Source organism: Enterococcus sp. DIV0170 (genome assembly GCF_051710765.1).
GTDB classification, from domain to species: Bacteria; Bacillota; Bacilli; order Lactobacillales; family Enterococcaceae; genus Enterococcus_A; species Enterococcus_A raffinosus.
Genome location: NZ_JBIOLG010000002.1, coordinates 233,822 through 246,513 on the forward strand (window position 1 = coordinate 233,822; position 12,692 = coordinate 246,513).

The window sequence follows — 12,692 nt, forward strand, 5'->3', positions numbered from 1 at the left end:
TTAGACAGGTTGATTATGAAAAATCAACTGCATGGCCCGTCTTAATGGGAAGTAGACGAGACTTACGATTAGAATCGTTGAAAAAATATTTATGACCGTAGCGGGCATAGTGGCTAATGCAGCGAAGAAGGCAGGCTTCAGCTGTGCCCCAGCGATCATTGCCATCACTGTTGCTTTAATGACCGACATGACGAATTTCGCAATACCAGCACAAATTCCGATAATGATAACCTGCCAAATGTGAGTAGGCTTGCGTTTAAAGACAGAAAAGGCAACGTAAGCAGCAGCGCCTACCACAAAGCTTTCTACTAAGAAGTAAGGGGCCTCCGCGGCGAAGCCATTTAAAATATCAAAGACAAAAAAACCGATCCCGCCAGCTAAAGCGCCTTGCCAATAACCAATTAATAAAACAGCTAAAAGCACCACTGAGTTGCCGAAATGAATGAAGGCACCAGTCGGCAAGGGAATCTTGATCATGGTTCCCATCAAGGTAAGTGCCGCAAAGAGCGCGACCAAGACTAAGTTTTGAATTCGTTTATCACTGTTCATCTGAATACTCCAATCGTTTTTCTCCGTGGGTGTAGGCGCCATGCCAAACATGTCCTACACATGGATTTATTTGTTCACCCATTGTGATCGCGGCCTGCACAAAATCAATCGCTTGCTTGATGGCAGCCTCAACGGGATAGTTTTTTGCGATTGCTGCAGTGATGGCTGCGGCAAAAGTACAGCCGGCACCATGATTAAACGGTGTGTCAATGACTGGATGCGGATAGCGCTGGAAATTTCTGCCATCATAGTGCAAGTCTAAGGTTTCTTTCGAAGCCAAACGTGCACCACCTTTGATTACGACATGCTTGACCCCAAGCAAAGCAATTTTTTTTGCAGCTTTCTTCATTTGTTCTTCCGAAGTAAGCTCACCCAATTCGGATAAAATACCAGCCTCTCGTAAATTAGGGGTTGTGATTAGTGCTTGGGGCAATAAATTTTCCCGTAATGCTTGAACTTGGTCATTTTTAATAAAGTCTTGGGTTCCTTTGCCGCCAATAACGGGATCAACCATCAGTGGAATATCTTTCGGAAGAATCTCATTAACAAGACTTATGATTTCCTGCGATGGCAGCAGGCCAGTTTTGATCGCGTCAATCGGTCCCGCAAAGATAGAGGCAATTTGTTCTTGAATCAGCTCTAATGGAAGGGTGCGTAAATGATGCGCCCCAGTTTCTGGTTCCAAGGTAACAATCGAAGTGATTGCCGCCAAACCAAAGGTACCAAATTCTTCAAAGGTTTTTAAATCTGCTTCTAAACCGCCTCCGCCTGTAGCATCAGAGCCGGCGATGGTTGCAACTTTTTTCATATAGAAACGCTCCATTTGTTTTTTTATAGCATAGCTTTTTGATTCTCAGCTGAAAACAGCCAATTGGATTTGTTTTCCCTCATCCAATTTACATAATAAAGTGTACCACTAGCAGAAGAAAAAGAAAAAACCTTGAGCGAGGCTCAAGGTTAAAGGTAGTTATTTCGTTTTCATCCATTGATCACGGATCTCATCCGTCAAACGAATGATTCGTTTGCCAACTTCAGGATATTGATTAGTGGCTAAGTTTGCCAAGGAAACCCGCACGGCCCACTCACTGCTGCCGAAAGCATTGGCTTTTAATAGCATCAATTGTTCTTTTTCTGCTAAAGAGGTTAGAACCTTAGTAACGGTCCATTTATTTTTCAAATAATCTGCGAAGGCGTTGCCGTATCGTTTACGCGTCCACTCTTCGTAATTGATCTCACAATAATAAGCAGTATCTAAGTCTTCTAATGGTTCTTGTAGACCTAAAGTATGGAACAGTAATTTTTCCCGCTGGCGGCAAATATCCATGACTTCCGCTTTATAGGCTTTTCCTTCGTCCAATAAACTGTACAGGCTGAACATCACCATCATGACCTGCTGCGGTGCGGAAAGACCGGAGGCATGGTTCAACGCCACGTCACGACTGTCTGCCACGATTCGATCAATAAAGGTGATTGTCGTTGGATCAGCAGTCAATGATGCATATCGTTCATTTAGCAGCTCAATCTTTTCTTGCGGTAGATTTGCGATCAATTCATCAAAAAGATTGTGCTTAGCTACAGCAATGGTTCCTACACGCCAGCCAGTTGCACCAAAATATTTTGAATAAGAATAGATGCAGGCGGTATTGTAAGGAAGTTCGGAAAATAGGGAAGTAAAGACTGGAACAAATGTACCGTAAACATCATCTGTCAAAATCATTAACTCAGGATTATCTGTTGCAACAACATCTTTTAGTAAATCAATGGTTGGTTGTGCTAGTGCGTTTGCTGTCGGGTTGCTTGGATTGACGACGAAAACAGCTTTAATATCAGCATCTCGCAATTTATTGATTTCTTCGTCTGGATATTGGTACGTCATTTTTCCGTCAATCATTGTTTGTTTCGCTTGAACCTTAACGATATCAAAGGAATACTTTGGTAACTCTGGAATTTCTAAATAAGGTGCGAATGTCGGCAGCATCAAAGCGATCTTATCGCCACGATTCAATAAGAAGTTATTTAATAGGGTGTCAAAAATATAGCATATCCCCGCAGTTCCGCCTTCAACAGCGAAAATATCGAAAGGTATGCTGCTGTCGGAAAATAATTCCTGATTCAAATAAGCTTTAATAGGTCCTTCGCAGGCAGTCAAGCAACGAACGGGGTTTGGATAATTGTCCCCGATAATGTGGTCCAGCATATCAGTCAACCAGGCGTCTTTTGGCATTCCAAGATAATTATTGTCAGAAAACCAGATTTTTTTTAAAAAATCGGCGCCTTTACCTGGATGTGCTGCTAAAAAATCAACGAAGCGTTGTCCGCGACCTGTATCAGATTGGATCATTCCCGCAGTTAATTCCCCTGTGCCATATAACGTTTCTTGCGTAGCGAATTGACCAAGCAAAAAGAAAGCTTCCCGCGGAGTAGGAGCGGTCCAGTTAGGGTTTCCTCGTCCAGCGTTCAAAAGGTTGGTAACCTTTTTATTTTCGTGGATCTTTTGTTCCAAAAAGAGACTTAATTCAAAAGGACTTAATTCTTCTAAGGCTTGTTCAGTAATTGTAGACACAAATACGACTCCTTCAACGGTTTATTTGCTTCCATAGTAACGAGAATAATTTTTAATATAGCGTAAATACGCTTAGAGTTTATGAGAAAGTTTCTGTTAAAATACAAAGAAATAAGAGTCGTTTTCTTTTATTTAATACTAAAAAGAGCGATACAACAACGAAGAAAACGATTACAAAATTCTTAGAATTCTTTTTTATTGAATTTTATGACCAGATATCAGACTTTCGACCCATGCCAAATAGTAAGAAAAGAGGCATACTATACCTATAAGTTGATCGTAAAGACAATTGATGGTTAAAGTATATAGATAGTTAGTAAAGGAGGATTTGAAGATGGATCAATTAATCGCCCTTGCGTTTATCGCATTATTGGTTTTCTTTGTCGTGAAGGTTGGTTCTGTATTATGGCGTATCGCCGGCGTCTTGTTTTTGCTCTTCATCATTTATGTGTATAAGGACCAAGTGATCTCTCAGGTTCAAAATTTTATTGCGAATCCTAATTTTGGCGGATTGTGGCAAAGTGTTTCTGGTTTCTTCGGAGATCTGTTTGATAAGGTAGCGGGCTTTGTAGGTACTGTGATCGAATAAAAAGAATAAATGAAAGGCTGCAAAGTTGATTGCAGCCTTTTTTTCTGGAAAAAAACCAATAAATTTAAACTTTTGAAAAAGAATAGTTATACGAAATAAAGATTGTCTCAGGATAAACAGCAAACTCCAGCTATAATCTAATTAAGGTGAAAGGCAAAATTTGTTAGTGCACAGCAGGAGGGATGGGCCATGGGAATGACCTCAGAAGCCTCAGAACAATGGGTCACGATCGAAAAGAAAAAAAGAGGAAAATTTAAGCATGCTGAAGAAAAGAGGAAACCGCAGTTTTTACACTCGGTTTATGACCTTTTTCATGAAGTAGAAAAGATCAATCTACGTCTTAATGGCCAGCCTGAAGCAAATTTTTTAAGTTTGCAGGCACGTAAATGGCAAAATCGAATGACGACAGTTGCTATTATTGCCATTCGCGCAAAGGACGGGTTGATTCAGTTTGTGACGGAATACGAAGAGCCTGAACATGTTAAAAATAAAAAATTTGGTGATCTGAGGCTCAGGAAGAGTCCAAACTATCTGATCACTTTTACAGCGAAAAGGAGATGCAAAATAAAAGTAAGGAATAAAGAAAGATCGTACTCTGTTAGATGAGTACGATCTTTTTGTAAATAGAAAAAGGAAGGGTTATTTCCGTTCGATATTCTCCAAATATTTTCGACAACGGCGATAGCTGTCCAATACGTTCTCAGGAACCTCTACATGAGGAATGAAATTTGCGCCTTTTGGTCCATAGCCTTCGGAATCATCATTCAATCGACGAATTTCACCAACAACGAGAGATAAGAAATAATCAGGTGCCCACCAGTCATCCATTACAGAATTTTTAAAATGTGGGCGTGTATCAAAATCAATCAGCTCTGGTTGTTCAAAAAAGAGCGGCTGGATTGCTGATAGAGGCAATTGCCATTCTTTGCTGAAGGTGACATGGCTGCGTTTTTGGACCATGGGATCCTGAACTAACCAAAAGCTTTTTGGTGCATTCTGGTTAAAAAGCTCGTAAGAAAAACGGGCATTTTCCCCAGTATTGGTGGATTTTCTTTCTAATAGAAAAGTAAGCTTGCGCGAACAAAACTGCAGAAATATCTCTTGGGTAATTTCAGCCTCTGAAAGCTGATCCCATTCTGGTCGAACAAGCGCCGGATAAAATTTCTTGCAATTGGTGATCAGAGGTTCTGTGCCATGACCAATTCCTCCAACAAAAATGACACGCTTTACAGCATTTTCCCTTTGGCAAAATTGTGCAGCGGAAATAATCAATTGAGGTAAGCTGTTTCCAGCAATCAATAATGTATCAGATTGAAAAGATGGATTTTCCGGGTTGGTCGTTAGATAGTCCACGAGTATCGCAAAATCAGACATAGTTGCCTCCTTATTAATAAATACACTGAATAACTCTATATAATAGTAGCAAACTTTCAGACAGAAAAAAACTGCCGATAAATTATCGGCAGGGAAGAGTTAAAATAAATAGCGAACAAAGAAGAAAAGACAACAGATGAGAAGAATGACCGATAATGTTAACCAACTTTTTTGCTTCATCCATAGGAACTTTCCGTAACAAAAGGCAGAGGCAGCACCTGTAAAGAGACTAAACAGATCCATGACCTCGCGATGCTCCACGACACGTGCGAGCATTAAGATGCTAAAAAGAATCAAGCTGAAAATACCCGCTGTGGCCAAAGCCAAATCTGTACTGGTCTGTTCTTTTCTTTTTTCCATACGATGCCCTCCATTTCGTAAAATAAGTTCTGTGCTCTTAATTTCATACTAAAAAGTTATAGTTTTCTTGCTCAATTACAAACATCTCTATTAAAAACAAGGCGATATAGTAGATATTGTTGTTTTAATTATAGATGAATCCGATTACAATGTCACGTGTATTCGCCGCATCCGTTTTATAAATCAGTTATTTTTTGTCGAATTTATCAAGGAACTTCTTTTTTTTGATCGTTTTCACCGATTATTGGTGTATACTGGGTGGGAGAAATCCATTAAAGCAAAAGTTAAGCTGCAGGTTGTTGAACCAGTTTGACTGATTGCTCTATTTTTAGGATTATGAGTACAGGGAGTGAGAGTGTGACGCAATTCTATTTTGTTCGACACGGAAAAACAGAAATTAATGAAGCAGGACGATTTAATGGGGGAACCGTTGATTCTCCACTGATTCCAACAGGAGTTGCGGCAACGAAGCGAATGGCGCAATATCTTAAGGATGTTCCATTCGATGTTGCATTGACTTCACCTCAAATGCGCGCGCAAACAACTGCGCAGATCATTCTTTCAGAAAATAAACGGCCGCCTGAATTGACGATTATTGAGGATTTAAGAGAAATGCGTTTAGGCGATTGGGATGGTGAGAAGATTGATCAGATTACTGAAGCCTATCCGGAAGATTTAAAAAATTATCGCACACGTCCAGATTTGTTTGACGCAGAGAAATTTCACGCGGAATCTTATTCACATTTGATCGAAAGAAGTAAAGCAGTGATTGACAGCGTGACAGAAAAATATCCAAAAGAAAAAATATTGGTCGTTAGCCATGGAATTTTGCTAATGGCTCTATTGAATACCTTGAATGGAGTACCACTAGCAAAAATTCGTGAGAGAGGAATCTTAGAGAATTCAAGCCTAACGATTCTCACTCATTCAACAGACAAAACAGTGATCGAGACGTGGGGACAAACCTTCTAATCAAGAAGATTAGTAAATAATGAAAAAATACTGCTTGTCCATCTGTAAATAGACGGTTAAATTCAATTTGTAATGTTTTTAACACAATCTTAACATTTTTAAAAAGAACTATATATTAATTTGAACATATTTAGAAAAGAACGCTCATATAACTATTTTAGTTATTTATGGGCGTTTTTTGATTGTCTTGAATAATAAAAAATGACATTAAATAATTTGGCAACTCTCTAAGATACACTTATTTTTTTCTTATAAGTGATTGAAGAAAAGATAATTTTTACCGAAACTCGTCTAGAGTTAAACTGAAAAAGAAAGGTAACTTATATATAACTTTTAGAAGGTTTCTTAAAGTCTTTTCTGTTTTTGTTTTTTTATTATGTAAGTAATTGAATGCCGATAAAATAAAAAAACGTTGTTCGCCTGATTAAAAAGACTTTGGAAAAGAAGAAACAAGAAAAAAACCCTTCGATTTTTTAATCGAAGGGCTCTCATTTTATTCTAATGTTGATGAGATCATTCTGTAAATAGATCTTTTCGCTTTAAGCGATAAGTTAATTCAATCATCGTTTCTTGATCTTCTAAAGGGACTGAAGCATCCGTTAAAAAGTACTCATAGCTGCGGAAAGTGAAGATGCCATTTTCTTGCTTAATCGCATCGATCAATTCTTTATAAGATGCTGTTAAATCATCGTAATCCCCAACATAAAGTGTTCGAACTGCTTGATATCCTGGAAGTACATAACTTTGGAATTTTTCTGTTGAAGGAATTTCTTTATCAATAGGAAAACCAATCTCTACATCTAATAATTCATCTTTAGGCTGCCCTGTATCATCAAGGTTTAAGTAGGAAATAAACGGTGTTCCTACGAGCTCAGCTCCGTGTTTTTGAATATATTCTAACAAATCCATAAAGGAAGTTCCGATATAATCTGGTAGATGCTCATGTGAGATATGAGTAGACATCGAAACGATTGTTTGTGCTGGTTTAGTGATTTTTTCAATTTGCATATAGCCATCCCTCATTTCATAAACTCCTACGCTGATTGTAACAAGGAATGAAATCGAATACAAATAGGAGCTATTCTTCCTCAGTAGAAAATCCTAGAACTTGCCCGTGCTGGTTCAAATAGTTAAAGAAAATAGGGAAGAGATCGACGTCTTCCTTTTCTAACCGATCTTTTTCATTGATTCGTTGCCAAGTTTTAGCGGAGACACCTTGAGCTAATCTCTTTTTTGCTTGTTTAAAGGAAGGCTTTCGTTGATAGACGACTCGATTCAAGAGCTCTCCTTTAGCATAAAGGTAACAGTAATAGCCGCCCTCTTCAGGTAGTATTCCTACAAAAGTTTGGTTTTGCATGATTTGGATCAACTGCTTATTGCGGCGCAGAAACCTCTGAACAGTCAAGTAATTGTTCCACCATTGTGCAGAAGCTTCGTAATCGTGTCGCTCACTAGCTGCTTGGACCCGCTGATCAATTCGAGTAAGCAGAGCAGTGGATTGACCAAGTAAGGTGTCTTTGATTTCTTGAATACGCAACTCAAACTCCTCATCTGGAGAGATTTCCTTGTAACTCTTGACGATACCGGCAACATACTTTAAAGGACCATCTAGACGATAGGTGCTATTAATTATTTCCTTCAGCTCTTGAATTTTACTTTCCTTATAAAAGGGACCAATGACTAGCCCATCTTCTGACCACTCACTCAGAACTTTCAAGTAGGGTGGTTTGTTAAGAAATTGAAAGTAGCCGTAGCCTTCATAGTAATTCATCATTCGATTATATCTTGGGCGAAGTTGATGAATTAAATGGCATTCTAATAAGAGCGCATCAAATTCAGTTGCCACCAATTCATAATCAAAGTCGTCGATCAAGCGGACCATTTCTTGAACTTTACGGGAGTGTTGCTTGTTTTTAACAAAATAGGAACTCACACGTTGTCTCAAGTTTTTTGCCTTTCCAATGTAGATTACTTCCCCGCTAGTGTTTTTCATTCGATAAATTCCAGGAGTTCTTGGTAAATTCTTAATTTTCTCTTTTAGCACATATTCACCTCATTTGTTCGATTTAACAAAAAAGATTTTTAAACAACTTTTAAACGAGCTGTTCCAGAATCATTTTTTTAACAAATTTGAAAATAATTGAAAAATAGGCCTTTTTGGTCTATTCTCTTAAAAAATAATCTAAAATATCAAGAAATGCAGTTCATTAACAATGACCTATCATTTCCATTGTGTTATAATTAATATTGTTAAGAAAGCAATGAGAGAGAGAATGGAGAGATGTTAAATGTCAAATAAAGTTTTAACCCGACGTGAACTACGTCAACAGAAACGCCAGAAGACCACGAACTATCGCTATCTTAAAAAAGGGTCTGCTGTAGTAGGTACTGCCTTAGTAACGGTTTCGGTAGCGGCACCATTACTAAACACACATGAAGTAGAAGCTGTTGAAGGAAAAACGACTGCAACTACGTCAAATATTGATAAAAAAGCGTTTATCAATGAAATTTCAAATGAAATCAAGCCATTAGCTGAGAAACATGACCTGTACGCTTCTATTATGATTGCTCAAGCCATCATCGAAAGTGATTGGGCACAAAACGACTATGCACAAGCCCCTTATTACAACCTTTTTGGATTAGAAGGTCAGTATAAAGGCAAATCAGCAATGCTGGATAAGAAAAATTCAGAAACTGGTCAAACTGAAAAGAAAGAGATGAAACAATACGGTTCTTATAAAGAAGCCATTCAGGACTATATTGAAATCATCAAAACAACTTCTCGTGACGGTAACGAAAATTACTTTAGTGGTACTTGGCGCAGTAACGCAAAGGACTACCAAACAGCCGCTGCAGCTTTAGAAGGACGCTTCAATGATGATCAAAGTTATGTTCAAAAATTAGTGTCAACTATTCAAGAACATGATTTAACTAGCTATGACGCAACAGAGCCAGTTACACCGCCAGTCGCACAACCTGCTGTAGAAACACCAGCTCAACCGACTGAATATACTGTCCAATCTGGCGATACGGTTAATTCTATCACGGATCAATTCGGAATTGGTGTACAAGAGTTTAATGATTGGAACAATATTGAAGACAATAACATTTATGCTGGTCAAAATGTTGTTGTGGGCAACGGTACAGTAAGTGAAGAACCAGCGACAGTTGCACCAACAACCCAATTAGAAAATACCACACCGATTGTGGATCAACAATCAATCGTAGATCAACAGCCAATTGTTGATTCTACATCAACACCAGAAGTAACACCAGCACCAGAAACGCCGGTTGTAACTCCTGATGTAGCACAAACCACACCGGTTCAACAGGAAGAAGCGCCTGTACAGGAGGAACAAGCAGTACAAACACCTGTAACAGAGACGCCAGCGACAACAACGCCGGAAAAACAACCTGAACAAGTGCAGCAAGAACAACAAACACAACAACAGGATCAACAGCAACAGCAGACACAACAAGATCAGCAACAAACAACGACTGATCAGTCAACCGACACAACTCGCGGTCAACAAATCGTGAATGAAGCGGAAAAATATATCGGCACACCATATGTATGGGGTGGAAAAGACACGAGCGGTTTCGACTGTTCTGGTCTTACTCAATATGTTTACAAGCAAGTAACGGGTAAAGATATTGGTGTTTGGACTGTAGCACAAGAATCATCAGGTACGACAATCGATGTCAGTCAAGCACAACAAGGGGACCTATTATTCTGGGGCGACCAAGGATCAAGCTATCACGTAGCGATCTCAGCTGGGGGCGATCAATATATCCACGCACCACAACCAGGTGAAAACGTGAAATATGGATCAACTCAGTATTACGCACCAGACTTCGGTGTCCGCGTATACTAAAATTAACTTAAAAATAATATCCAAGAAGGCTTAAAGTGACTAAGTCTCCTTGGATATTTTTTTATTGAATTATAGAAATAATAGTCATTTCATTTATAAAGAGGACATTTTCTTTTGATAGCAGAGATTTTGCCTGAGGAAAAGCTGGGTCAACCCCGAAAGAAGAGTATTTCTATATGAACGCAACAAGGTAAGGAGAGAGTTGAAAAGCACCAAGAGAATGAAGAAACCACACTATTCAATAAAAGAGTTCATCAAAGTAGAACTACAATAATATTTGAAATAGTTTCTCCTGCTTATTTACTTCAATAAATAAAATATTACCACCATGCTTCTCAACAATTTTTTTACTAATGGCTAAGCCTAGTCCACTACCATTTTGAGTAGAACGTGAGCTGTCACCGCTGACAAAAGGATCAAATAATTGCGTTTGTAATTCTTTAGGGATGGGAGTGCCATCGTCCTTGATTTCAAAAACAATTTGATTATCAAGTGTATAGAGTTTGAGTTGTACTGTTGTTTCAGGCGGATTATGCTGGATGCTGTTTCCGATCAAGTTATCAAAAACACGCCTTAATTCAGTTGTATCTCCAGAAATCTCTAACACGGATTCTGGCAGGTCGAAATTTAAGTGGATCTTATTTTTTTCTGCGACATCAAGTTGTTCTAATAAAACTTCTCGGATCAATTCGACTAAGTCTAGATTTTGGCAGTGGAGCTGATAGTCAGGACTATCCAGCTTAGAAAAAATCAATAAGCGATTGACTAGTTCATTCATATGCGCTGTTTTTGACATAATGGTTTCCATCGTTTGAGCCAGCTTGTCATCAGAGACTAACCCATCTGCTACAGCTTTAGCAGTTCCTTGAATTGTAGTAAGGGGAGTACGTAAATCGTGGGCCATATTGGCAAAAAGCAGCTGCCGCTCTTTTTCGTAAGAAGTTCGCTGCTGGTCGGCTTTTTTTAGCTGATCGGCCATATGGTTGAAGGAATTTTCGATTTCGACATACTCGTATTCCGCGTTCATATAGATTTTTTTACTATAATCCCCTTCATTAATCGTCCGTAACCCATCAATTAAAATGGTATTTGGTGCGACGATATGTTCTTTGACCGATTTCGAGTAACGTCTAAGACAAAAAATGAAAATGAGCAGGATCGGAAATACTAGAAAAGAGAGACTCTTAAAAATTGTTACAGCAGTAGGGGATAAAAAGCTGTTAAAAACGGGTCTTAAATTTCCTTGAATACTTTTTTGCGGGATTTTGGAAATACAGATGTATTCTCGTCCATCTGTTGCTTTAAAAGGAGCATAGGTCGCCATATATTTTACGCTTCGGTCGTTTTGCTTAAAAGAAATAATGCCGATTTGATAGACTTTTTGACTAAGAATGGATTGAAGTGCATCCATTTCAAGTAACTGCTTCTGCGTGTAATGTGTCTTCTTTTCACCCACTTCACCTTTGAAGTAGATGACATCATTTTTTTCATCGAGAATTTCAATCCAGCCCCCGAAATCTTTTAAAGCAGAAACATCGATATTTTTATAGTCAGGTCGTACAATTGTTTGTGCACACAAAGACTTCACTATATCATTTGTCCCAGAAACAAAAAATTGAGCAATCGTAGCAAAGAGTGAGATTAATCCCAGTAACAAAATCGAAGTCGTAAGATACTTCTTCGTCAAAAATCGTCCTAGTGTCTTGGGCTTTTTTTTCATGGCACTATCTTATATCCTAATCCGCGAATTGTTTGAATATAAGATTCCTCCTTTCTAGTTCCCAATTTTTCTCTGAGTCGACTAATATAGACCATGATATTGTTATCATCAACGATATAAGTATCTTCCCAAACTGCCTCATAAATCTGCTTTTTTGTGAATACTCTTCCTGGAGAAGCCATCAACAAACGCAGGATTTTAAACTCAATCGAAGTTAAATTTATTTGTTCTTCTTCTTTAAAAAGGAGACATTGGTCGAGATCAAGAGCCAAATCATGAAGTTTGAGAATTTTAGGCAGATGAACTTCTCTCGAACCTAATGAATAAAAGCGGCGAAGCTGAGCACTGACACGCGCGACTAATTCTAAGGGATCAAAAGGCTTCGTCACATAGTCATCTGCGCCAATATCTAAACCAAGAACCTTATCCGCACCGGCATCTTTCGCGGTCAAAAAAATGATTGGGATATTTTTTTCTGCCCGAATTTTTTTGATTAATTGATAGCCGTCGAGTTTAGGCATCATGATATCTAAAATGGCGAGATCAATTTTCTCTTGTTGGATACAGGTCCATGCCTCTTCGCCATTCGTAGCAGTCACTACCTTGTATCCGTCTTTTTCCAAATACAAGGTGACAAAATCAATAATCCCTTGTTCATCATCCGCTACTAAAATTGAGAACCCCATTAAA

General features: G+C 38.6%; 13 protein-coding genes. 4 read left to right on the forward strand and 9 right to left on the reverse strand.

Features of this window, described 5'->3' with window-relative positions; all coding sequences use genetic code 11:
* The 3 genes from IGI50_RS16780 to aspD all read right to left on the reverse strand — a co-directional run bounded on the left by IGI50_RS16780 (position 1) and on the right by aspD (position 3,112).
* A complete protein-coding gene (locus tag IGI50_RS16780; RefSeq protein ID WP_218257471.1) occupies positions 1-549 on the reverse strand; it encodes an ECF transporter S component in 549 nt (182 codons plus the stop codon).
* Positions 539-1,357: a bifunctional hydroxymethylpyrimidine kinase/phosphomethylpyrimidine kinase gene (gene thiD, locus IGI50_RS16785; protein ID WP_438777762.1), complete on the reverse strand. Its 819-nt coding sequence runs from the start codon at positions 1,355-1,357 to the stop codon at positions 539-541. The genes IGI50_RS16780 and thiD overlap by 11 nt, the downstream gene beginning before the upstream one ends.
* Before the next feature lie 159 nt (positions 1,358-1,516).
* A complete protein-coding gene (gene aspD, locus IGI50_RS16790; RefSeq protein WP_438777763.1) occupies positions 1,517-3,112 on the reverse strand; it encodes an aspartate 4-decarboxylase in 1,596 nt (531 codons plus the stop codon).
* A gap of 334 nt (positions 3,113-3,446) precedes the next feature.
* On the opposite strand from aspD, the gene IGI50_RS16795 reads away from it, so the two are divergent.
* Both IGI50_RS16795 and IGI50_RS16800 read left to right on the forward strand, forming a co-directional pair.
* On the forward strand, positions 3,447-3,701 hold the full coding sequence (locus tag IGI50_RS16795; RefSeq protein WP_010743744.1) for a hypothetical protein: 255 nt from the start codon (positions 3,447-3,449) through the stop codon (positions 3,699-3,701).
* A gap of 189 nt (positions 3,702-3,890) precedes the next feature.
* Positions 3,891-4,307 (forward strand): hypothetical protein, encoded by a 417-nt coding sequence (locus IGI50_RS16800; RefSeq protein WP_438777764.1) that lies wholly within the window; start codon positions 3,891-3,893, stop codon positions 4,305-4,307.
* A gap of 33 nt (positions 4,308-4,340) precedes the next feature.
* Here the strand turns inward: IGI50_RS16800 and IGI50_RS16805 are convergent, their stop codons facing one another.
* The gene (locus IGI50_RS16805; RefSeq protein WP_438777765.1) at positions 4,341-5,075 is read right to left on the reverse strand and encodes a YdcF family protein; all 735 of its coding nucleotides are present in this window, start codon (positions 5,073-5,075) and stop codon (positions 4,341-4,343) included.
* Positions 5,076-5,174: 99 nt separating this feature from the next.
* Positions 5,175-5,435, reverse strand: coding sequence for a DUF6442 family protein (locus IGI50_RS16810; protein ID WP_010743741.1), 261 nt, complete (start codon positions 5,433-5,435; stop codon positions 5,175-5,177).
* A gap of 357 nt (positions 5,436-5,792) precedes the next feature.
* On the opposite strand from IGI50_RS16810, the gene IGI50_RS16815 reads away from it, so the two are divergent.
* The gene (locus IGI50_RS16815; RefSeq protein WP_438777766.1) at positions 5,793-6,407 is read left to right on the forward strand and encodes a histidine phosphatase family protein; all 615 of its coding nucleotides are present in this window, start codon (positions 5,793-5,795) and stop codon (positions 6,405-6,407) included.
* Between the two features lie 513 nt (positions 6,408-6,920).
* Here the strand turns inward: IGI50_RS16815 and IGI50_RS16820 are convergent.
* Together IGI50_RS16820 and IGI50_RS16825 are read right to left on the reverse strand one after the other, a co-directional pair.
* Complete coding sequence (locus tag IGI50_RS16820; RefSeq protein WP_028020873.1) at positions 6,921-7,415, reverse strand: GyrI-like domain-containing protein; 495 nt, start codon at positions 7,413-7,415, stop codon at positions 6,921-6,923.
* Between the two features lie 70 nt (positions 7,416-7,485).
* A complete protein-coding gene (locus tag IGI50_RS16825) occupies positions 7,486-8,400 on the reverse strand; it encodes a GIY-YIG nuclease family protein (protein WP_438777767.1) in 915 nt (304 codons plus the stop codon).
* Between the two features lie 295 nt (positions 8,401-8,695).
* Here IGI50_RS16825 and IGI50_RS16830 point away from each other — a divergent pair, with 295 nt between their 5' ends.
* Positions 8,696-10,282, forward strand: coding sequence for an NlpC/P60 family protein (locus IGI50_RS16830; protein WP_438777768.1), 1,587 nt, complete (start codon positions 8,696-8,698; stop codon positions 10,280-10,282).
* Between the two features lie 265 nt (positions 10,283-10,547).
* On the opposite strand, the gene IGI50_RS16835 is transcribed toward IGI50_RS16830, so the two are convergent.
* Positions 10,548-12,002, reverse strand: coding sequence for a sensor histidine kinase (locus IGI50_RS16835; RefSeq protein WP_438777769.1), 1,455 nt, complete (start codon positions 12,000-12,002; stop codon positions 10,548-10,550).
* Positions 11,999-12,688 carry a response regulator transcription factor gene (locus tag IGI50_RS16840; RefSeq protein ID WP_438777770.1) on the reverse strand — a complete coding sequence of 230 codons (690 nt, stop codon included), beginning with the start codon at positions 12,686-12,688 and terminating at the stop codon, positions 11,999-12,001. Before IGI50_RS16840 ends, IGI50_RS16835 begins: the two co-directional genes overlap by 4 nt.
* Positions 12,689-12,692 lie beyond the last annotated feature (4 nt).